Origin of the sequence: Pedobacter frigidisoli (assembly GCF_004331675.1) — a bacterium.
Classification (GTDB): Bacteria; Bacteroidota; Bacteroidia; order Sphingobacteriales; family Sphingobacteriaceae; genus Pedobacter; species Pedobacter frigidisoli.
Window position 1 is genome coordinate 12,606 of record NZ_SJSN01000008.1, and the last position, 21,336, is coordinate 33,941.

22 protein-coding genes are annotated in these 21,336 nt (G+C 35.1%); 11 read left to right on the top strand and 11 right to left on the bottom strand.

Features of this window, described 5'->3' with window-relative positions:
• Positions 1–86 precede the first annotated feature (86 nt).
• Together EZ449_RS11165 and EZ449_RS11170 are read left to right on the top strand one after the other, a co-directional pair.
• On the top strand, positions 87–1,607 hold the full coding sequence (locus EZ449_RS11165; RefSeq protein WP_131558706.1) for a muramidase family protein: 1,521 nt from the start codon (positions 87–89) through the stop codon (positions 1,605–1,607).
• Between the two features lie 2 nt (positions 1,608–1,609).
• Entirely contained in the window at positions 1,610–2,254 is a 645-nt protein-coding gene (locus EZ449_RS11170) for a uridine kinase family protein (protein WP_131559122.1), read from the top strand.
• 143 nt (positions 2,255–2,397) lie between these two features.
• On the opposite strand, the gene EZ449_RS11175 is transcribed toward EZ449_RS11170, so the two are convergent.
• The 6 genes from EZ449_RS11175 to EZ449_RS11200 form a co-directional block, all read right to left on the bottom strand.
• The gene (locus EZ449_RS11175; protein ID WP_131558708.1) at positions 2,398–4,335 is read right to left on the bottom strand and encodes a glycoside hydrolase family 30 protein; all 1,938 of its coding nucleotides are present in this window, start codon (positions 4,333–4,335) and stop codon (positions 2,398–2,400) included.
• 146 nt (positions 4,336–4,481) lie between these two features.
• On the bottom strand, positions 4,482–5,144 hold the full coding sequence (locus EZ449_RS11180; protein WP_131558710.1) for a CoA transferase subunit B: 663 nt from the start codon (positions 5,142–5,144) through the stop codon (positions 4,482–4,484).
• A 62-nt stretch (positions 5,145–5,206) separates the two neighbouring features.
• Positions 5,207–5,908 (bottom strand): CoA transferase subunit A, encoded by a 702-nt coding sequence (locus tag EZ449_RS11185; RefSeq protein ID WP_131558712.1) that lies wholly within the window; start codon positions 5,906–5,908, stop codon positions 5,207–5,209.
• Positions 5,909–6,203: 295 nt separating this feature from the next.
• Positions 6,204–7,292 (bottom strand): PQQ-dependent sugar dehydrogenase, encoded by a 1,089-nt coding sequence (locus EZ449_RS11190; protein ID WP_131558714.1) that lies wholly within the window; start codon positions 7,290–7,292, stop codon positions 6,204–6,206.
• A gap of 91 nt (positions 7,293–7,383) precedes the next feature.
• On the bottom strand, positions 7,384–9,762 hold the full coding sequence (locus tag EZ449_RS11195) for an endonuclease MutS2 (protein ID WP_131558716.1): 2,379 nt from the start codon (positions 9,760–9,762) through the stop codon (positions 7,384–7,386).
• Between the two features lies 1 nt (position 9,763).
• Complete coding sequence (locus tag EZ449_RS11200; RefSeq protein WP_131558719.1) at positions 9,764–10,333, bottom strand: DUF4296 domain-containing protein; 570 nt, start codon at positions 10,331–10,333, stop codon at positions 9,764–9,766.
• A 69-nt stretch (positions 10,334–10,402) separates the two neighbouring features.
• On the opposite strand from EZ449_RS11200, the gene EZ449_RS11205 reads away from it, so the two are divergent.
• Genes EZ449_RS11205 through EZ449_RS11220 form a run of 4 tightly spaced genes read left to right on the top strand, consistent with a single transcriptional unit; the run spans position 10,403 to position 14,062 of the window.
• Positions 10,403–11,101 (top strand): YggS family pyridoxal phosphate-dependent enzyme, encoded by a 699-nt coding sequence (locus EZ449_RS11205; RefSeq protein ID WP_131558721.1) that lies wholly within the window; start codon positions 10,403–10,405, stop codon positions 11,099–11,101.
• Positions 11,102–11,569 (top strand): GNAT family N-acetyltransferase, encoded by a 468-nt coding sequence (locus EZ449_RS11210; RefSeq protein ID WP_131558723.1) that lies wholly within the window; start codon positions 11,102–11,104, stop codon positions 11,567–11,569. It abuts the gene before it with no gap.
• Position 11,570: 1 nt separating this feature from the next.
• Positions 11,571–12,845, top strand: coding sequence for an aspartate kinase (locus EZ449_RS11215; protein WP_131558725.1), 1,275 nt, complete (start codon positions 11,571–11,573; stop codon positions 12,843–12,845).
• A 32-nt stretch (positions 12,846–12,877) separates the two neighbouring features.
• A complete protein-coding gene (locus tag EZ449_RS11220) occupies positions 12,878–14,062 on the top strand; it encodes a THUMP-like domain-containing protein (RefSeq protein WP_131558727.1) in 1,185 nt (394 codons plus the stop codon).
• Positions 14,063–14,122: 60 nt separating this feature from the next.
• On the opposite strand, the gene EZ449_RS11225 is transcribed toward EZ449_RS11220, so the two are convergent.
• The 4 genes from EZ449_RS11225 to EZ449_RS11240 form a co-directional block, all read right to left on the bottom strand.
• Positions 14,123–14,320, bottom strand: coding sequence for a cold-shock protein (locus EZ449_RS11225; RefSeq protein ID WP_131558729.1), 198 nt, complete (start codon positions 14,318–14,320; stop codon positions 14,123–14,125).
• Positions 14,321–14,515: 195 nt separating this feature from the next.
• Positions 14,516–15,151 carry a peroxiredoxin gene (locus EZ449_RS11230; RefSeq protein ID WP_131558731.1) on the bottom strand — a complete coding sequence of 212 codons (636 nt, stop codon included), beginning with the start codon at positions 15,149–15,151 and terminating at the stop codon, positions 14,516–14,518.
• Between the two features lie 158 nt (positions 15,152–15,309).
• Positions 15,310–16,413, bottom strand: coding sequence for a S1C family serine protease (locus EZ449_RS11235; RefSeq protein ID WP_131558733.1), 1,104 nt, complete (start codon positions 16,411–16,413; stop codon positions 15,310–15,312).
• A gap of 8 nt (positions 16,414–16,421) precedes the next feature.
• On the bottom strand, positions 16,422–16,988 hold the full coding sequence (locus tag EZ449_RS11240; protein WP_131558735.1) for an RNA polymerase sigma factor: 567 nt from the start codon (positions 16,986–16,988) through the stop codon (positions 16,422–16,424).
• A 208-nt stretch (positions 16,989–17,196) separates the two neighbouring features.
• Between EZ449_RS11240 and EZ449_RS11245 the strand changes: the two genes are divergently transcribed.
• The 5 genes from EZ449_RS11245 to EZ449_RS11265 all read left to right on the top strand — a co-directional run bounded on the left by EZ449_RS11245 (position 17,197) and on the right by EZ449_RS11265 (position 20,453).
• Positions 17,197–17,415 carry a hypothetical protein gene (locus tag EZ449_RS11245; protein WP_131558737.1) on the top strand — a complete coding sequence of 73 codons (219 nt, stop codon included), beginning with the start codon at positions 17,197–17,199 and terminating at the stop codon, positions 17,413–17,415.
• Between the two features lie 134 nt (positions 17,416–17,549).
• Positions 17,550–17,768: a hypothetical protein gene (locus tag EZ449_RS11250; RefSeq protein WP_047801271.1), complete on the top strand. Its 219-nt coding sequence runs from the start codon at positions 17,550–17,552 to the stop codon at positions 17,766–17,768.
• Between the two features lie 381 nt (positions 17,769–18,149).
• Complete coding sequence (locus EZ449_RS11255) at positions 18,150–18,347, top strand: hypothetical protein (RefSeq protein WP_131558739.1); 198 nt, start codon at positions 18,150–18,152, stop codon at positions 18,345–18,347.
• Positions 18,348–18,467: 120 nt separating this feature from the next.
• A complete protein-coding gene (purB, locus tag EZ449_RS11260; protein ID WP_131558741.1) occupies positions 18,468–19,814 on the top strand; it encodes an adenylosuccinate lyase in 1,347 nt (448 codons plus the stop codon).
• 87 nt (positions 19,815–19,901) lie between these two features.
• Positions 19,902–20,453, top strand: coding sequence for a NifU family protein (locus tag EZ449_RS11265; protein ID WP_131558743.1), 552 nt, complete (start codon positions 19,902–19,904; stop codon positions 20,451–20,453).
• A gap of 80 nt (positions 20,454–20,533) precedes the next feature.
• Here the strand turns inward: EZ449_RS11265 and EZ449_RS11270 are convergent, their stop codons facing one another.
• Entirely contained in the window at positions 20,534–21,325 is a 792-nt protein-coding gene (locus EZ449_RS11270; protein ID WP_131558745.1) for an inositol monophosphatase family protein, read from the bottom strand.
• Between the last annotated feature and the right edge of the window lie 11 nt (positions 21,326–21,336).

Consider the following 21,336-nt stretch of genomic DNA (forward strand, 5'->3'; position numbering starts at 1 on the left):
TTAAAAACCACTCATTGTTCACAATAAGGTTAACAATATTATTCGTATAATTGCTTTCTTTGACTTTGAAATTTATATAAAAATAAATGCACAAAATATATTTATCAGCTGTAGTTCTATTTGCACTAAACATTGCAAATGCTAAAGCAAATACGTCGAGAGACTCTATCGGCGTAGAAAACAACAATGGCAAGAAACTTATCGTACACCAAACTGTTGCCAAAGACACCTACTACTCTATTGCCAGAAGATACAATGTTTCGCCAAAAGATATCATGTCTTTTAACGATAACAAATTCTTACAAGTTGGGGTTATTATAAAGGTTCCAACCAATATTCCATGGGGATCTACCAGTTCTTCTAGCCCTGCTACAACTGCGGATGGTGGCATAATTGAACACACCATTAAGGCAAAGGAAAACCTAAACATGCTTGCAGAAAAGTATGGAACAACAATCAACGAGATTAAAAGAATCAATAAACTTTCTGGCAATAATTTAAGTATTGGGCAAGTTTTAAAAATACCAGTGAAAGGAAGTGTACAAAGCCAAACGCCAGAACCAATTACACAAATAGCAAAAGCAAATCCTACTCCAGCGGTTCAAGAAACTTCATCAGAATACAACCAAACCATGATTGAGCACACTGTTGCGCCCAAAGAATTTTTAGGGAAGATTGCAGAGAAGTATGGAACAACTGTAGAAGAAGTTAAAAGGGCCAATAATTTATCAGGAAATAATCTTCGTATTGGCCAAAAATTAAAAATTCCTGCTACAAAAAATATTGAGGAAAGTAAAGTGGTTAGCGTTGCTGAAGAAAAGCCTGTTCAAGAAAATAAATCTGCTGACGCAGTTGGAACTCACACAGTTTTAAGAAACGAAACCATTTTCACCATTGCTAAGCAATACGGAGTTACGGCTTATCAGTTAAGAAAATTAAATGATCTACCTGATAATGCACTCACTATTGGGCAGCTTATAAAAGTTCCGGGTGGAATAATTACAGACGTACAAGTTCCAAAGGAGAAACAAGCGGAGCAAGTTAAACAAGTTCCTATTTCCACCTCGAAAGAAGAAAGCTTTATCCACACTGTTGCAACAGGTGAAAGCATATTTACCATTGCTAAAAAATATAACCTAACGGCTTACCAAATTAGAACCGCTAATAAATTAGATGATAATTCGATCAAGGTTGATCAAAAATTAATTATTCCAAAACCTCCTCAACCAAAATCGGTTAACGATTTATCCAAAGAAGATCAAGAAAACGAACCTGACAGTACGATGGTTAAGGATCCTAAGCTTCGCCGCGATCCAAGTGTTTACGGATTAAGCCAGATTGAGGAAAAAGGTGCTGCAGTTTGGATAGCTGATGCCGATTTGGATGGATCGAAAATGTTGGTCCTACACCGTACTGCACCAGTAGGTAGGGTGATTAAAATTACCAACCCAATGACCAACAGAACAACATTCGCAAAAGTTGTTGGTAAATTTACTGAGAACGAATCCACAAAAGATGTTATAATTGTAATGACTAAAGCAGTTGCCGATTCATTAGGTGCTCTAGACAAACGTTTTTTCTGCAATTTAACATATAGTGCTCAATGAGTTTGAACAAAAAGCCATTTATAATTGGGATTGCCGGTGGTAGCGGATCGGGTAAAACATTTTTCTTAAACTGCTTTCTTCATCACTTTAAACAGGATGAAGTTACCTTGGTTTCGCAGGATGATTATTACATTCCTGCCGGAGACATGTCTCAAGAAGAAAATAAGTTATTTAATTTCGATCTTCCATCAACAATTGATAGCGAACAATTTCTAAGAGATATTAAGCAACTCACCAGCGGTGAAGTTGTTTACAAGAAAGAATACAATTTTAATAACCCTTTGGCTGTTGTTAAAATTTTAGAAATTAAATCTGCCCCTATTATTATTGTTGAAGGACTTTTTATTCTTCATTTTAAGGAAATTGCAGCTTTATTAGATCATACTATTTTTGTTGATGCTGATGAACAGGTTGCACTAGATCGCCGCATTAAACGCGATGGTTTGGAACGTGGATACCCTGAAGAAGATGTTTTATACAAATGGCATAATCATGTTGTGCCCGCCTACAAAGAATTTTTGCTGCCCTACAAAGAACAATGCCATAAAGTAGTGATGAATAATACGAACGAACCAGATGAAATTATCGCCATTACAGAAGATATTTCAAATGATTTGAGAAATAGTATTTTGGTGGATATACAATAGAAAAATATATTCGATATTAAGGGGGTAAGTTTAAAAAACTTACCCCCTTTTCGTTTATAAAAATATTCTTTCGTTTTATGTTAAGTTATTTCACAAAAACAGTCTAAACAAAGTTCAGTCTAAACGCATTACCTTTCTAGTTTCTATTTCACTGAAAGAGGCTCCACAAAGATATTATCAAACTTATTATGGTTGTAAGTACTCGCCAAAACGGCCATTCCTTTAGCACCTAATGTGCTGAGAACAGTTGTTGTTGTTATTCCATTTATTTTCCCTATAATCTGGCTACCATTCATTTCAAGACGCAAATGGTACCATTCTCCTGGCTTAAATTCCAAAATTTGACCAGAGGCAAGGCAAACATATTGATAGTTCAACTGCCAGCGACCATCTCGGGTAAGAATCCATCGGTAACCCAATTGATCCCGTCCATTGTATCTGCCGCCTATCTCAACATCGCCGCCGGTGAGTAGAACATCCGCTTCGATAGCGTAATCATTCCATTGAACATCACCAAATAAAGTATGCGGCTTTAATAACCAGTTATTGTACCATAGTATGCCTTGTTCAGGTACAATTTGGGTTAGGCACATCCCTCCTGTTGAATATTTCTCCACCTCGAAAGTACCTTTTTGATCGGAAAAATATTTCGCTGTGGTTCCTGCAGAATATCCCTCAAAATTTTCCCTGTAAGGAAATGGGAACAGTTTTTTTGCTGGTGAAGACTCAAAGGAACCTTTAGTTTGCCCGGTTGTATTTGTAACGGTGTAAATTGCATTAGGTTCAAGTTCAATCTCTATAAAACCATTAACTAGTTTTGAGGGCTTTTGCCTAATAAATTGTTCTTTCTCTGTTGATTTCCATGTATAAACCAATCCATTTTTAAGACCTTGGCCTATATTAATCTTCACTTTCCTTTTCTCTCCGGTAACCATTATCACAGACCAATCACCTGTTTTAGGATTTCTCATTCCCACGTAACTTCCTTTCCATGTAGAGGAGTCGAATTGTCCACATGCGCTATCCATATATACCCAGCCTGGCTCAGCAAATTGAGTAGTATGTGCGAGCGTCCAAACAGCTGGCCATACGGTGTAGCTTCCGTCCCATGGCGAATCGGCCTGTAATGCGCCAGTACTCTGCCAAATAATCTGGTCATAAATGCCATCAAATGGCGACCAAATTTCATATTTGGTTATTCGATCGCGTGTATATACTTTATTCATTAAACGAGCAAGATAAAGTGCACCCACTCCTCCCCATTCCTTTCCACTTTGGCTCCATTCTTCGCTAGCCCACAGCGCTTTACCAGACTGTTTAGCCTTATCAGTTACAGGATGATTGTTGCTCTGATCAATTTCCCAAGGCTCACGCCCATTTACATAATGGTAACCCACGGCTCCGATTAATTTATTAGCCTCTGTATTCTTTTCTAGCTCATCAAATACTTGCCAATATTCACTGTCATCGTCGGGTCCTTGAAGTTTTACTTTTGGAAAACCATGAGCATCCATGGTTGGTCGTAATTTTTTTACTATCCAATTAAGATCTGTACCCATTTCATTCTGAGCAGCAGAAACCCAATCAACCTCAATCCCGAAATTTTTCCTAGCCACTTCTAAAAAAGATACAATATAATCGGCAGATGACTGTGAAAATCGATCATCCACCCATTCCGGATAAGCCCATGGGAGGCAGTCCAAAATTATATTGGGGTTGCGCTTACGAGCTTCAGACATAAGCCAAAATTCGCAGCCCCTCGCTTTTGGATTAAGTAACTCCTCCTTTGTAATGGCATGAGATGGCTCACTCCCGCAGGTAGAATTTTCACCACTTCCTATTTCGACTTTTAGATGTTGTAAACCAGCACCAAATTTGGGTTTAAATAACAAATCGAGCACTTCATTTCGCTGTTTTTCTGGATAATCAATTAAATTACGGCTCGATGCCCCAGCACTAACGGCACCTATACCCTCAAAAACCCTCCCACTGTCGTTGGCATTTAAAAATATTGTTGTTTGAGCCTCAGTATTGATTACGATAATGAGCATTAACACGAGCGATAATAGATATCCTTTCATTACTAAATTATTACAGTTTACTCATTTTAACTACCAATTTAGTAATAATATGTCTTTCAGTGGATATCCGTAATATTTATCCTGATAGAATCACAATATTTCATCCTTGATTTTAAGAAGATATTACCTCGCTTAAATAGTTTTTTTTAATCCACTCTCATCTCTGGTATTTCTCCCTCAACAACCAACCTGCCCAAAGTAGATTGCCTTATAAATTCAACGCTCACTCCTGGAGCTCTTTCTAAAAGCTTAAAACCTCCGCCAGGCAAAATATCTAAAACCGCCAATTCTGTTACAATCTTTTTAATACAATTAACTCCAGTTAAAGGCAATGTACATTTTGGCAACAATTTACTCTCACCAGCTTTATTTACATGCTGCATGGCCACAATAATATTTTTTGCAGAAGCTACTAAATCCATCGCACCACCCATGCCTTTCACCATTTTGCCGGGAATTTTCCAATTGGCAATGTCACCATTTTCTGAAACTTCCATAGCGCCTAAAATGGTGAGATCTACTTTTTGCGCCCTAATCATTCCAAAACTCATCGCCGAATCAAAAATTGATGAGCCTGGCAACGTAGTTATTGTTTGTTTACCTGCATTAATTAAATCGGCGTCTTCTTCTCCCTCAAATGGAAATGGTCCCATTCCGAGTAAACCATTTTCGGATTGTAAAACCACATTTATTCCTTTTGGGATATAATTTGCCACGAGTGTAGGTATTCCTATGCCTAAGTTAACATAGTAACCATCTTTTATTTCTTTAGCAATACGCTGAGCAATTTCTTCTTTAGAAAACGACATATTAACAAATTATTGAATTAATGAGTATGAATGAGTGAGTGAAAAGAATGATGACTAATGAATTATTGCGCTTTCCTAATAGTTCTTTGCTCTATCCTTTTCTCATAATCTTTACCTTGAAAAATTCGGTGAACATAAATTCCAGGGGTATGAATATGATCGGGATCTAGCGCTCCAGCTTCTACCAATTCCTCAACTTCTGCAATGGTTATCTTGCCTGCCATTGCCATAACTGGATTAAAATTCCTGCTGGTAGATCTAAATATTAAATTACCGGCGGTATCGCCTTTCCAAGCTTTTACAATGGCAAAATCAGCATCAAAAGCATATTCCAATAAATAATCTTTACCATCGAAATTTCGAACTTCCTTACCTTGGGCTACCTCCGTACCAACACCCGCAGGCGTGAATATTGCGGGCATCCCATATCCTGCAGCCAAGCATCTTGTAGCCAAGGTTCCCTGAGGGATTAAATCAACTTCTAACTCTCCGCTCAGTAATTGCCTTTCAAACTCCGCGTTTTCACCCACATAAGATGAAATCATCTTTTTGACCTGACGCTGTTTTAGCATCAGCCCAATGCCGAAATCATCAACCCCAGCATTATTTGAAATGCAAGTTAAGTTCTTCACTTTTTTATCAACCAAGGCAGTGATGCAATTTTCGGGAATTCCACAAAGTCCGAAGCCACCGAGCATAAGGGTTACGCCATCTGAAATATCCTTTATTGCCTCTTCTGCACCAGAAACGACTTTATTTATCATTTTATGAATTTTTGGTTAGTTCGCTAAATTACTAATTGACTTTAAGAACACAGCATTTTTAGCTTTAAATCCCTGAGGAATAATTTTTAATTGGAATTGTTCTAAACAACGCTTACCTTTGTACTGCAATGATTTACGAGAGAGAAGAAAACACATTTATCCTACCCAACGATCCTGAATTTCAAAAAGGTATGGGATTTATATTGAGCTGTTCCGCAGAGCATAAAAAGTGTTGTGAGAAATTTAAAAAGGGCAAACGTTGTAAAAAGTGCCCTGGAAATAAAAAATAACACGGTTATTTAGAAATCTCTACAATCTTATCATCACTTCCATTACTGGTACAGATATAAATTTTTCCTTCTGGAGATTGGCAAACTGCTCGTATTCTACCGTAGGTATTAACATAAAAATCTTTTGTCTCGGTAATCTTAGATTGCGAATCATCTAACTTAAGCTGCATTAATTTTGTTCCTTTTAATACAGCAAGCAATAATGAGTTTTTAAATTGAGGGATATAATTCGAATTGTAATAGGTTAAGCCACTTGGCGCTATGGTTGGCGTCCAATTAATTAATGGTTCTGCAATATTATTGCTAGCACAAAATGGTAGCTCGCCGCTTTCATTACAAAATCCCTTAATATTTGGCCAACCATAATTCCTACCCTTTTCGATTATATTGATTTCATCATCAGAATCTGGACCATGTTCTGAGGCGAAAATTTTATTCCCGACCTGTACTAAGCCCTGGGCATTTCGGTGGCCAAAAGACCAAACCGGATTATTTGGATAGGGATTGTCTGATGGAATAGAGCCATCTAAATTTAACCTTAAAATTTTTCCTGCGATTGAATTTACATTTTGAGGCAACAACATATCTGAAGCATCACCAGTGGTAATAAATAATTTGCCACCATTAATTAATAGCCGAGAGCCATTGTGAATGGATGAGGCTGGAATTTGATCAATTAGCGTTTGAGGATTTATTAAAGTTCCGCCCGAATAGGTATAACGAACAACTTTCGCTTTATATGCGTTTCCGTAATCATAAACAATGTACATGTATGGGGTAGCTACAAAATCTGGATGTAGAACCATGCCCAATAATCCACCCTCGCCATTCGTTCTTACCTCAGTAATGGTGAGCAAACTCGTTACTTGCCCAGTTGAAACATTTAGCCTACTAATTTTACCTGCTTTTTCAGTAAACCAAATGGAATTATCGGGGCCATAAACGATCTCCCAAGGTAAATTGAGGCCCGAAACTAATACTTTTGATTTAAGATTGACATCAGGTAGGGAACCTGGATCTTCATTACTATTATTATCTTTTTTGCAAGTTGTAGTAAACAATACCACAAAAAGACAGATTAAGATTCTTCTCATAACCGTAACGTTTTAATAAACAACACATTTACAAGAAGTTGGTTTTAAAAATTGAAATCTATCTTTGCTTCTATAAAGCTACAACTACCTCTTAATTTAAATAAACATAAGTAATTCCATCCCCACCTCTATCAGCATGTTCATCTTCCATCCTATTTACTTGACTATATTTCCTTAAGTATTCTCTAATCATTTTTCTTAAAATCCCATCGCCTTTACCATGTATCAGTTTGATTGATGGAAAACCAAGCATAATGGCTTTATCCAAATATTTTTCGACTTCGAAGAGCGCATCTTCAGTACGTTTCCCACGAAGATCTAATTCCGCCCTAAATCCTGAAACCGCATCATTCATTCTGCCAGCAAAAGAACCTGCGCTACTTTGAATTACTTTTTTTGCTTCCTTATTGCTTATTTTCTGTATGCGGTTGCGTTTAACATTCGAACGTAAATCGCCAATGGCCAAAACTAATTCATTCCGATTAATTTCTAATACCTGTCCCGTGGTCTCACTGTCTGTAAATTTCACCCAATCGCCTACTTCAATTTCACCGCCAACAATTACCTCAACCGGTTTTGGTCGTTCTTTTGGCACAGTATTTTTGACCAATTCACGTTGCAAATTCTGGCGAAGTTCTTTAGTAACAATCTTATCCGCTTGCTTTTCTTTAATTTCTGCAATGGTATTTTCTACAAGTTTATTGGCGTTTTTTATAATATTTTGCGCTTCTTGTTTGGCTTCCTTAATCAAAACTCGTCTATTTTCATCTAAAAAAGTTCTCAGCTTTTCATTTTCCTCTACTAGATTTTTAGCCTTATTCTGCTGATTGGCCAAGCTAACTTTAGCATCGTAAATGGTTTTCTTTTCTCGTTCCAAATCAACCAACATGGTATCTACACGGTTTTGGTTCGAACCTGTTTTCTGTCTGGCCAATTGAATTACTTCTTTCGGCAAACCGATGTTTTGCGCAATTTCGAAAGCATAAGAACTTCCGGGTTTACCCATTTCCAGAATGTAAAGTGGCTTCATTTTAGCATTATCAAAAAGCATTGAGGCATTTTCCAATCCTGGTGTGTTTCCAGCGAAAAGCTTTAAATTAGAATAGTGAGTGGTGATTACACCCCGAACTTTTTTATTATTCAAAACTTCCAATACAGCTTCAGCCATTGGTCCGCCAAATTGCGGATCAGTTCCCGTACCAAATTCATCGATTAATACCATCGTTTTTGGCGAAGCATGTTCAACGAAATAGCGCATCTTTTTCAAGTGTGCGCTGTAGGTACTTAAATCGCTTTCTATAGATTGATCATCACCGATATCGGCAAAAATGTTTTCGAAAATACCAACTTCGCTATTTGCATCAACCGGAATTAATAAACCTGTTTGCAACATAATTTGGAGTAAGCCAACGGTTTTCATACAAACCGATTTACCGCCAGCATTAGGCCCAGAAACCAATACAACACGAGTTTCTGCATCAATATGAATATTTAATGGTGTTACAGTTTTCTTTTCAGCTGCAAATGATATTGCCAACAAAGGATGCCTTGCATTTATTAACTTCGTTTTAGGTTCTTTTAATAAACCAGGCATTTCAGCCTCGATATCTAAAGCAAATAAGGCTTTGGCTCTTACAAAATCCAACTTGGTTAAAAACCCGTGGTAAGAAAGTAGTAAAGCAGAATATGGACGTAAATCATCCGTAAGGGCAATTAAAATCTTAATAATCTCACGCCGTTTATCGAATTCTAAATCCCGAAGCTTATTGTTTAACGTAAAAACCTCCTCTGGTTCGATATAAACGGTTTGGCCAGTGGCAGATTCATCATGAATAAAGCCCTTTAACTTACGCTTGTTTTCTGCTAGAACCGGAATACACATCCTTCCATCGCGAATAGTTAAACTTCCATCGGCAACCCAATTGTTGGCAATGGCTTGTTTATAGATTGAATCCATTCGTTTACGAACATCTTGCTCCGCTTTTGAAATTGAAGAAGTAATTTCCTGCAATTCTTTCGATGCATTTGGCTTAATCTTTCCCTTTTGATCAATTACAGATTCAATTTTTCGAAGAATATTTTTCTCTATGGGCAAATGTTCAAACAAAGCCTCTAGTGTTGGGTAAACCTCCGCCCTTTCTTCAAAAAAGCGCAAAACAGAAAAAACGGTTTGCAAGGAAGTGTACACCTGAAACCACTCATCCTCTAAAAGATAAGTTCCTTCTACCCTAATTTTATCAACTAGGGATTTAATATCAAAAAAGGTATTTATTTGTAAAGGCTCCTGATTTTGCAGAATACTTTTAAACTCATTTGTTTGTCGTAAAAATTTATCAATTTGATCAAAACGGTTCATCACTTGCATCTTTTGCACCATTGCCTGCCCCATGGGGCTTAAACAATGTTTGCTAATCAGCTGCCTTATCTCTACAAATCCTAAACGTTCTAAACAATTTTCGGGATATAACATATTATTGTACTGCTATTGGTGCTGGAGCGAGCGTAGGAACAGGTACTAACTCTCCAGATTTTTTTAAATTTATTAACGAATCTGCCTTTTTCTTTTTCTTGGCGATTTCTGCTATGGCCTTAACCTTTGATAAGGAATCTGGCTTCATTTTTTTCTTAATGGATATAGAATCTGCTTTAAACTTTTTTACGATGACTAAAGAATCTGCCTTGAATTTTTTCTTCTTAATCATTGCATCTGCAACATCCACACCTTTCTTTTGCTTCGCTAGGGCCTTTTGAATATTCTTATACATCAACTCCAACTCTTTCGGGTTGTTATTGTAATAAATTAAACTCCTGTTATATTCTACAGAATCGGTATCAAATTTTTTATAAATACCATTGTAATATGAAGCTGCAACTTTTTTTGCCGAATCCACAACGTAAATTGTAGAAAGATAGCCATCTACAATGTGCATATCATAAAGAATCTTCTCCATTCTATCTGTTTGAATTATATCAGATGGTATGCTTGGCTTGCACCCAAACCACAAAACAGATGCCATCAAAGCCCACATTAATCGTTTCATTGTCAATTAAAATATTATTTTTTGCCCAAATTGCGGCAAGGTTATTAATTTTACCAAAAATAGTTATAAATGAGCATAGCTGATAATCTTAAACAATATAAAAACGAAGTCGAATCAGGTAATGTAAAACTGATTGCCGTTTCAAAAACACAATCTACAGAAGCAATTTTAGAAGCTTACAATGCGGGGCAACTCATTTTTGGAGAAAACCATGTGCAGGAAATGGTAGATAAACAAGCGCAACTTCCTGCAGATATTGAGTGGCACTTAATCGGACATTTACAATCTAATAAGGTAAAATATATTGCACCATTTGTTAAAGTAATTCATGGCGTAGACAGCATTAAATTACTTCAGGAAATAAACAAGCAAGCAGCAAAGAACAAAAGAATAATTGATTGTTTACTACAGATTTACATTGCAGATGAGGACACAAAATTTGGTTTAGGTTTTGATGAAGTGATAGAGCTTTTAAGATCTGAAGAATATCAAGAGCTTAAGAATATTCGGATTGTAGGCTTAATGGGGATTGCCACGAATACTAAAAACGAAAAGCAGATTGCAATCGAATTCCGTGAACTAAAGGTACTTTTTGATGGCATTAAAACGAGCTTCTTTAGTGAGGATGATTTTTTTAAGGAGATTTCTACTGGAATGAGCGCTGATTATAAAATCGCTATTGAAGAAGGAAGTACAATGGTTAGAATTGGCAGCAGCATATTCGGAAAAAGAATTATCAAACACTTTAAAAATCTATCAGAAAACTAAATGAATTTAATGATAAGAACTGCAATTGCAGAAGATTGCCCAAGAATTTTAGAGTTGATAAATGAATTGGCTGTTTATGAACGTGCGCCCGAAGAGGTAACGGTTGATATAAATCATTTTGTTGAAGCAGGCTTCGGAAATGACCCCGTTTGGAAAGCCTTTGTGGCAGAAATAGATGATGTTATTGTTGGCTTCGCTTTATTTTACACTCGTTATTCTACTTGGAAAGGATGCAGATTATACCTAGAAGATTTTATTGTTACCGAAGATATGCGTGGTAAGGGAATTGGAAAAACGCTTTTTGAAAAAGTAATTGAAGAAGCCAAAAGCGATAAATATACTGGAATGGTATGGCAAGTGCTAGATTGGAATGAACCTGCCATAAACTTTTACAATAAATACACTGCTCATTTAGAAAATGGTTGGCTTAACGCTAGCCTTTCTTCAGCACAAGTTAAGGCATTTTAATATGGATATTTTTAAGTTTGGTGGTGCCTCGGTTAAAGATGCAGCAGGAGTAAAAAATTTAGCTAACATTGTTCAAGATTATAAAAAGGGAAAACTGGTCATCGTAATCTCAGCAATGGGAAAAATAACGAACAGATTAGAAGATTTAACACATGCTTATTTAAATCATAATGAGGATGCCCATGATATTTTCGAAAAGATAAAACACTTCCATTTTAATATTATTGAAGAGTTATTTGAGGGCCAGGCCAATGCTGTTTATGATGATGTTGCTAACACATTTGTCGAAATTGATTGGTTAATTGAGGATGAACCAGACGGTAACCATGATTATATTTATGATCAAATTGTTTCTATTGGCGAAGTTATTTCTACTAAAATTGTTGCCGCATGGTTAAATAAAACCGGTAACAAGGCGCTTTGGGCCGATGCAAGAAATTACATCCAAACAGATAATACCTACCGTGAAGGAAAAGTTGATTGGATCAAAACTAATCAAATTATCCAAAAGGATTTAATGCCATTATTAGAAGATAATATTATTGTAACTCAAGGTTTTATTGGTGGCACCAGTGAAAATTATACCACCACTTTAGGAAGAGAGGGTTCTGATTATTCTGCTGCAATATTCGCTTCTTGTTTAGATGCCACTGCATTAACCATTTGGAAAGATGTTCCAGGTGTTTTAAACGCAGACCCGAAATGGTTTGATGAAACTGAAAAAATTGCTCAGCTATCTTATCACGATGCAATAGAATTAACTTATTACGGAGCAACAGTTATTCATCCAAAAACAATAAAGCCATTACAAAACAAAGGGATCCCATTATTTGTAAGGTCTTTTATTCAGCCAGATGGAGCCGGAACAGCCATTACTAAAGATAATAATCCATTACCCATTCCGTCGTTTATTTTTAAAATTGATCAAGCCTTAATTTCCATCTTCCCAAAAGATTATTCATTCATTATTGAGGAAAACTTGAGTAATATCTTTGAGCTTTTCCATAAGCACAAAATCAAGATTAATACAATGCTTAATTCTGCGATTAGTTTTTCGGTAAGTGTTGATGATCATCCTGCACAAATTGAAAAGTTGATTAAGGATTTGGCTCAAGAATTTACAGTTAAATACAATAAAGGCCTGGAGTTGGTAACCATTCGCTATTATAACCAGCAAACCATTGATAGAGTAACCGTTGATAAAGATATTTTATTAGAAGTTAAAAGCAGACATACTTGCCAAATGGTGATGAAAAACAGAAAGCCTAACATTTAAAGTGCTTTTCCATTTGGTCGAAAAATATAATCATGAATAAAAATATTTTAGCTGAGGCTGTACAGGATTACATTAATGCAAACTTAAATGCTGATGTAAACCAAATCGCTTTAGCTAAAAGCCAATTCGATGGAATTACTTCTGCAGAAATTGCGGGACAAATAGCAGCGAAGAAAAAATCCGAAAAAAAGCTCTCAACTTGGTTTAATGCTGGGCACATTTATTACCCTCCGCCACTCTCCATCGAACAGACTTCCTCAGAAATTACAGCAAAATATAAGTCCAAATTGGCAAAAGGAGATTCCTTAATCGATATTACCGGAGGTTTTGGCGTTGATAGCTATTATTTTTCCAAGGTTTTAAAGCAGGTTACACATTGCGAAATCAATGGTGATTTATCAGATATTGCGCAACATAATGCTAATGTTCTTGCTGTAAGTAATATCGAATTTTTAGCTACAGATGGTATTTCTTATATTAAATCAAGCGAAAAAGCTTTCGACAACATATACGTCGATCCGGCAAGACGAGCAGAGAAAGGCAAAGTTTTTATGCTTAAAGATTGTACACCTGATATAATTAGTAATCTTGATGAGCTCTTAACTAAGACTAAAAGAATCATTATAAAAACGGCACCATTACTGGATATTACCGCTGGCTTAAGTGAATTGAGAGATGTAAGTGAAATTTATATTTTAAGCGTAAAAAATGAGTGTAAAGAATTACTTTGGGTACTTGATAAAGATTTTACTGGTGACACAAAAATTATTGCGGTAACCTTAAATGAAAAAGAAAAACATTTTTCTTTTTTTAAATCGGAGGCCAATGTTAGTCCTCAGTTTAGCAATGAAATTAAAGCTAATTCTTATTTATATGAGCCAGATGCAGCGTTGTTAAAGTCTGGTGCCTTTAATCTTATTGGGAACAGACACGAACTACAAAAACTTCATTCTCAAACACAATTATATTTATCGAATACGGTAAACAGAGATTTTCCCGGAAGAATTTTTAAAATTGATGAGGTGCTATCAACCGGAGACCTTAAGAAATCGCATGAGTTAACTGGAAATGTAATCGTTAGGAATTATCCGGCTAAGCCAGAAGATTTAGTAAAAAAACATAAAATAAAATCAAGTAAAGATCAATTTTTGATATTTACAAAAGTAGCTGATGGGGAGAATCTTGTTGTGAAAGCCACGATTGTTCAATACTATTAAAAGCAAAAAGCCTCTCTAAAGAAAGGCTTGATGTATGTAGAATGAAACAATATATTTTGACTAAACTTTTTTAACATTTACTGCCTGCAAACCTTTTTTGCCATCAGCTACTTCAAATTCCACAGGATCATTTTCTTTTAAGGTTTCGATCCCACCTAAAACATCCTTAAAGTGAACAAATAAGTCTTTATTGTCCTCTTGCACAATAAATCCAAACCCTTTTTGAGTATTAAACCACTTAACTTTTCCGTTTGCCATAAAAACTGTATTAATAATAAAATTTTATACTTTAATTACTATCTGATTCAAAATTATTGTGATTTATAGTATAAAATATCAAATTAAATCCCAATAAATGAAACTAAACTATCAAATATAATAATTTATAGCTATAATCCAATCTTATCTCAGCAATTTGATTATAAAATTGCGGTTAAAAAGAAAAAAATTAATTTATTTATTCGGCTGAGGAGTAGTACGCAAATATGGCATAATAACTTTGTGTCCTTTCGGAAATTTCGATGGAATATCCTCAGTTTTTATACTATTTACTACAATTACATCTTCTCCATCTTTCCAATCTGCAGGTGTAGCCACACTATAATTTGCAGTAAGCTGTAAAGAATCGATTACCCTTAACACCTCATTGAAATTTCTACCTATAGAGGCTGGATAGGTAATGGTTAATTTCACTTTCTTATCAGGACTAATCACAAAAAGCGATCTAACGGTTAACGTTTCGGATGCATTCGGATGAATCATATCGTACAAGTTCGCAACAGTTTTTTCAGGATCTGCAATGATCGGAAACTCCACTGATGTGTTTTGCGTCTCATTAATATCGCTAATCCAACCTTTGTGCGATTCTGCGGTATCAACACTTAATGCCAATACCTTTACATTGCGCTTATCAAATTCGTCTTTTAGCGCAGCCGTACGACCGAGTTCTGTTGTGCAAACTGGTGTATAATCTGCTGGGTGAGAAAATAGCACTCCCCAACCATCACCTAAATAATCGTAAAAATCTATTTCTCCTATTGATGTATCTGCCTGAAAATTTGGTGCTGTATCGCCTAATCTTATGCTCATAATATTATTGTTTTTAATTGATTAGCACAAACTTAAACAATAGTATAGTAAATACATAGACATAATATAATTTTAATACAATCAAATTATAAATCAATAAAAAAACCCTGAAGAGTTTAATCAACAGGGTTTCAAGAATATTAATTTGTTTGGGTAAATTAATTATAAACTTTAATCATGAAAACATAATCTTGCAATTTTTCAATTTGCTTGGTACGTTTTAATCCCGATAGTACGCTTTTTTTAGATGATGAAATTCTATTTGATCCTAGAGAATCTTGTGGAATAGCCCTCATAGCCTCTAAAATGTATTTTGATTTAATCGCAAACGCAGCACCCTCAGTTTGATCTGGCTTACCAGAAATAATACCAACCAAGTTACCGTTGTTATCCAATAATGGCCCACCACTATTACCTGGATTAACAGGAATAGAAACCTGATATTGTGTAGTATCGCCAATAAATCCATTTTTAGAACTTACATAACCTTCACCTAAAACAGCATCATCTTTCGGATAACCCAAGGTATATACCGTTTCGCCGATGCTACTTGTGCTCTTTTTAATGGTATATGGGATAGATGATAAATTGTTAAAATTCTTATCACTAATCTTAAGTATAGCGATGTCATTTTGCGGATCAGAATATATCGCTTTTACCTTATAAGACTCACCTTTATTATTTTGTACATACAAAGAATCTGCACCATTAATAACATGTAAGTTTGTTAAAATATAGCCGTTAGTAGAAACTGCAAAGCCTGTTCCTCCATAATTACCTGGTTTTATATTTTTCGTGGTTGCATCAGCGGTAGTATTAGAGTTTATTGTTCTAATCAAATCCTTTGTAGAATTTCTAACTCTAGAAAGTTCACTACGCATTTGGGAATAACGTTCTTCTTGTTTGGTATTATGCTGAATAGAATAAACAGATACCAATGACAACACCAAAAATGACGCCGCAACCGCTATTGCAGATTTATGTTTGCGCCATAATTGAACAACCTTAGATGGATGTGGCCTTAATGTAGAAGCTAGATTTTCTACATCAATTTCTGAATGAATATTATTTAACTGTTCTTTCAATCGAGATTGTGCAGCAAACACCTCCATAGATTCTAAAAAGAATTTATGTGAAACCACTTTATGATCTACAGCAGCATCATTGCGACGCAGATTTTCAAAAGCCTCCGTTTCTTGTGGATTAAGTTTACCTAAAAGATAATCTTCAATAATTGCATCTAACTCCAAATCGTTTCTCATTTCAATTATTATGGTTGAAAAAATATTTTCTTTAACCGCTGTAAGCATTTATATTTCTGCGTTTTTGCATTATCAGTATTGGTATAACCAAACTTTTCGCAAATATCCTGCATGGATAAATTGTGGATATAAAAATCCTGAATAATAGTTTTGCAGGGTTCACCTAGATGATCGAGAGCAGATTGCATTTTAACAAAAGCTGCATCTTTTTCCTCGTGATGCTCAACATCCTCTTCTACCGCAAAAACATCTTCATAATCTGTTATGTTGCCAGCTTTTTTACTATTCTGGCTTAGTTTCTTTAACCAAATTCTTCTACAAACAGAGTAAATATATGTTTTCAGTTTACTACTTAACTCAAAGTTACCTTCCTTAATCTTGTTATATAAAACGATAATTCCCTCTTGGTAAACATCCTTTGCATCGTCTTCATTTCCGTTATTATTAAGGATAAATTGCAATACCATTGCATAATAAGCCTTATATAACTTGTTAAGTATATCTTCAGAGTTATTTAGAATACCTAAAATAACTTCTCTATCTGTTGGAACTGAACTCTTTAAACTGTTATTCACTAGTTAATACATTTTTCTAAAAATAGTAACCCAATATTAGACAAAAAAATATTTATTGCTACTATGATTGCTTAATACGATCTCAACATTAAGGGTAACCCAACGATGCGATAAAAAATATTTTCACTTTTTTATAAATTATTGGGTTACCTTTTTACCTTTGCGGCATTAACAAGAAAATTAATTAATTACTTAAAAAAATTCAAACATGAAAAATGCATTCAAATTAGGCTTCTTAGCTTTAGCTTTATCTTTATCAGTTGTTGCTTGTAACTCAGAAAAAAAAGCTGACGGTGCTGATACTACTTTAACTGATTCTTCTACTATCGTTACTGATACAACTAAAGTTGATACTACAGTTACTGATTCTACTGTAAAAGATACTTCAGTAAAAGCTACAACAACTACTACAGAAGTTAAACACTAGTCTAACTTTACTTATACAAAAGGGCTTTGGGATTTCTCCTAAAGCCTTTTTTGTTTTTTTTACTTTTTTCGGGTTACCTTTTTAGGTTTCTGGTATTAAGGTTGAATTAATTAATTACTTAAAAGAATTTCAAAATGAAAAATGCATTCAAATTAGGCTTTTTAGCTTTAGCTTTATCTTTATCAGTTGTTGCTTGTAACTCAGAAAAAAAAGCTGACGGTGCTGATACTACTTTAACTGATTCTTCAGCTATCGTTACTGACACTACTGCAACAGATACTACAGTTAAAGATTCTACTGTAAAAGATACTACAGTTGCTGTAACTACTGAAAAAACTGAAGTTAAACACTAGTCTAACTTTACTCATAGAAAAGCCTTTAAGTTCGCTTAAAGCCTTTTTTTATGAAATAAATTTAGTTTCATTTTTCTTTAAGAGAAATTAAACCTTTAACCTAAAATAAAATATGCTGAAAAAATAATCTCTTTAGTATTAAATCTTTTTATCCGCAACTACTTATTGCACTTTTCTTTAATTCTAACATAAAACTGCTTGGTTAAAACCTGTTATTCCTCAAACTCAATAAAAGATCTAAATTTATCTCAATTTATAAATAAAAAAAACTTTAAACTCGTTAAGAATGTTTTTTTTAACAGAAAATTTGGGTTACTTTAGGTTCTAAATCGTATTAATTGTAAATAATCAATCTCACATCCCACAACAAAACAAAAAAACATGAAAAATTCATTCAAATTAGGTTTTCTAGGTCTAGCTTTGTCGTTATCTGTAGTAGCTTGTAGCTCTGATAAAAAAGCTGATGGTGCTGATACAACGGTTACCGATTCAACTGTTGTTGATACAACCATCACCACCACTACCACTGACACTAGTGCGGTTGATACTACAATGGCCGATACTACTAAAAAAATGTAGTTTTTAAAACATTTTAAAAAGACTTATGGGCAACCATAGGTCTTTTTTTGTTTTAACTGTTTTAATAACCTTAAAATCCATCAATTGTAGTAAATTTGCGCCAAAATTATAATCTGCATAATGAATTTAACCGCACTACAAGCAATTTCACCAGTTGATGGTCGTTACAGAAAAACGACAGAAAGTTTAGCCGCTTACTTTTCTGAGGAGGCACTAATTAAATACCGTGTTTTTGTAGAAATTGAATACTTCATTGCATTATGCGAAATTAACCTACCAGGTTTAGAAAATTTTGATAAATCTCTCTATACGCAACTACGCTTAATACACGAAAATTTTTCGGAGACCGATGCCTTAGAAATTAAAGAGACTGAAAAAGTAACCAACCACGATGTTAAAGCAGTTGAATATTTTATCAAAAATAAATTTGATTCGCTTTCGCTCCAAGATTATAAGGAATTTATCCATTTCGGATTAACCTCACAAGACATTAATAATACTGCAATTCCTTATTCAATAAAATTAGCCCTAAACAATAGCTATTATCCAGCAATATCATCATTAATTGAAAAGATTAATGCTTTGGCAACAGACTGGAAAGATATTCCAATGCTAGCTTTTACTCATGGTCAGCCAGCCTCTCCTACCAAACTTGGTAAAGAGTTTTTGGTTTTCGCAGAGCGATTAAGTATTCAATTAAAAAATTTAAAAGCCATACCGAACAGTGCTAAATTTGGTGGGGCAACAGGGAATTTCAATGCACATCATATTGCGTATCCGCAAGTAAACTGGGTCGATTTCTCCAATCAATTCGTAAATGAAACTTTGGGCTTAACTCGTGCCCAACATACCACACAGATTGAGCATTACGATCAATTCGCGGCTCAATGTGATGCCTTAAAGCGTATTAACAATATTATTATAGATTTAGATAGAGATATTTGGACCTACATCTCCAAAAATTATTTCAAACAGCAGATCAAAGCTGGGGAAATTGGATCATCGGCAATGCCACACAAGGTTAACCCTATTGATTTTGAAAATGCAGAGGGAAATGCAGGAATTGCAAACGCCTTGTTTGAATTCTTTGCAGCGAAACTTCCTATCTCACGTTTGCAAAGAGATTTAACAGATTCTACAGTTTTAAGAAATGTTGGTGTTCCATTAGCACATACCTTAATTGCTATAAATTCTACTTTGCGTGGATTGAATAAAATTTTATTGAACGAAGCTGCTCTACACGCAGATTTAGATGATAATTGGGCAGTTGTTGCCGAAGCGATTCAAACTGTTTTACGCAGGGAAAATTATCCAAATCCTTATGAAGCCTTAAAGGAGTTAACCAGAACAAATTCTAAAATTAATGCAACAAGCATTGCGACATTTATTGAGGGATTGGAAGTTGCTGAGGCTGTGAAAATACAGCTGAGAACGATTACACCATTTAATTATACTGGCGTTTTCTAGTCAAATTAAATTGACGTAGAACCGACAGCTTGCCAAGGCTTTATTGATGAGTAATTGTTAATTTTGTTTATTCAAATTGATTAAGACATGACGATTAACGTATATACAGAACAGACTCCTAATCCAGCAACCATGAAATTTATGGTTAACAAGCTGTTAATTAACGGAAGTGAAGATTTTGCGACTAAGGAAAGTGCCGAACATTCTCCTTTTGCTAAAGAATTGTTCAAGTTTAACTTTGTATCTGGTGTATTTTTCGCCAGTAATTTTGTAACAGTTACCAAAACTGAGGATGCAGATTGGGCTGATATAGAAGCCATTTTAAAAGAATTTGTTAAAGGTGCTGTAGAATCAGAATTAAAAATTAAGGAAGAATCAGCAGAAGAAGCTCCTGCATTTGAAGGTTCGGAAACTGAAATTAAGATTCAGCAAATCTTGCATGATTATGTTCGTCCAGCTGTAGAGCAAGATGGTGGTGCAATTACTTACAAATCTTTTGATGAGGGTGTTGTAACCGTAGAATTACGTGGATCTTGCAGTGGATGCCCATCTTCTACCATTACACTTAAATCAGGCATTCAAAACTTATTACAAAGAATGGTACCTGAAGTTACAGAAGTAGTTTCTGAAGCTTTATAATTTAGCATTTTTCATAGTACATATATAGTGAAAAGTCCCGGTGAGAATCGGGACTTTTTTATGCACTAAAATTTTAAGAATTACTTGAAATGCCTTTTTATCGCTTCTAACATTTCAGCTGTTAACTTTCCATTGGTTGCCAATATTTCCCGCTTGGTAAAATATTCGTTTCCTCCTGAGAAATCGAAAACCTCTCCTCCTGCTTGCTGAACGATGTAACAGCCTGCAGCAAAATCCCACTGTTGTAAATTATACTCAAAAAAAGCATCGAAGCGACCACAAGCTGTGTAAACTAAATCAATTGCTGCAGCGCCAATACGGCGAACACCATGGCTTTTTTGCATCATCTCTTCCAACAACTTTAAATATTGCGGTTGTTTATCAAATTGATAATAAGGAAAGCCCGTCGCCAATAAACTCGATTTTAAATCAGGATTGATTGAAACCCGTATTTCTTTTTTATTTAAGAAAGCACTTCCACCTTTATAGGAATAAAAGATCTCCCCTCTGTTTAGCTCGTAAACTACACCGATAACTGAAACGCCATCTTCGTAAAGCGCAACGCTAATCCCGTAAGCTGGAATGCCATGGATGAAATTTGTGGTGCCATCCAGTGGATCAATAATCCAAGTATAAGTTTTACCCTCGCGACTAATCGTTTTTTCCTCTGTTATAAATCCAGCATCTGGAATGAGTTTTTCGAGATTTTGAACAAGTTTCTGTTCTGCTGTTTTATCAACATAAGAAACCATATCATTTAAACCTTTATATTCGATTTTGTTGGCATCAAATTGCATCGCTTCCTTGCGGATAAAATTTCCGGTAAGCTTTACAATCGATATCACTTTGTTGCATAGTAATTCGTAATTCATAGTTATTTAAC

Coding starts and splice junctions, on each gene's coding strand:
- EZ449_RS11165 (WP_131558706.1), top strand. CDS start 87: ATGCACAAAATATATTTATCAGCTGTAGTTCTATTTGCACTAAACATT.
- EZ449_RS11175 (WP_131558708.1), bottom strand. CDS start 4,335: ATGAAAGGATATCTATTATCGCTCGTGTTAATGCTCATTATCGTAATC.
- EZ449_RS11180 (WP_131558710.1), bottom strand. CDS start 5,144: ATGTCGTTTTCTAAAGAAGAAATTGCTCAGCGTATTGCTAAAGAAATA.
- EZ449_RS11185 (WP_131558712.1), bottom strand. CDS start 5,908: ATGATAAATAAAGTCGTTTCTGGTGCAGAAGAGGCAATAAAGGATATT.
- EZ449_RS11190 (WP_131558714.1), bottom strand. CDS start 7,292: ATGAGAAGAATCTTAATCTGTCTTTTTGTGGTATTGTTTACTACAACT.
- EZ449_RS11195 (WP_131558716.1), bottom strand. CDS start 9,762: ATGTTATATCCCGAAAATTGTTTAGAACGTTTAGGATTTGTAGAGATA.
- EZ449_RS11200 (WP_131558719.1), bottom strand. CDS start 10,333: ATGAAACGATTAATGTGGGCTTTGATGGCATCTGTTTTGTGGTTTGGG.
- EZ449_RS11205 (WP_131558721.1), top strand. CDS start 10,403: ATGAGCATAGCTGATAATCTTAAACAATATAAAAACGAAGTCGAATCA.
- EZ449_RS11210 (WP_131558723.1), top strand. CDS start 11,102: ATGAATTTAATGATAAGAACTGCAATTGCAGAAGATTGCCCAAGAATT.
- EZ449_RS11215 (WP_131558725.1), top strand. CDS start 11,571: ATGGATATTTTTAAGTTTGGTGGTGCCTCGGTTAAAGATGCAGCAGGA.
- EZ449_RS11220 (WP_131558727.1), top strand. CDS start 12,878: ATGAATAAAAATATTTTAGCTGAGGCTGTACAGGATTACATTAATGCA.
- EZ449_RS11225 (WP_131558729.1), bottom strand. CDS start 14,320: ATGGCAAACGGAAAAGTTAAGTGGTTTAATACTCAAAAAGGGTTTGGA.
- EZ449_RS11230 (WP_131558731.1), bottom strand. CDS start 15,151: ATGAGCATAAGATTAGGCGATACAGCACCAAATTTTCAGGCAGATACA.
- EZ449_RS11235 (WP_131558733.1), bottom strand. CDS start 16,413: ATGAGAAACGATTTGGAGTTAGATGCAATTATTGAAGATTATCTTTTA.
- EZ449_RS11245 (WP_131558737.1), top strand. CDS start 17,197: ATGAAAAATGCATTCAAATTAGGCTTCTTAGCTTTAGCTTTATCTTTA.
- EZ449_RS11250 (WP_047801271.1), top strand. CDS start 17,550: ATGAAAAATGCATTCAAATTAGGCTTTTTAGCTTTAGCTTTATCTTTA.
- EZ449_RS11255 (WP_131558739.1), top strand. CDS start 18,150: ATGAAAAATTCATTCAAATTAGGTTTTCTAGGTCTAGCTTTGTCGTTA.
- purB (WP_131558741.1), top strand. CDS start 18,468: ATGAATTTAACCGCACTACAAGCAATTTCACCAGTTGATGGTCGTTAC.
- EZ449_RS11265 (WP_131558743.1), top strand. CDS start 19,902: ATGACGATTAACGTATATACAGAACAGACTCCTAATCCAGCAACCATG.
- EZ449_RS11270 (WP_131558745.1), bottom strand. CDS start 21,325: ATGAATTACGAATTACTATGCAACAAAGTGATATCGATTGTAAAGCTT.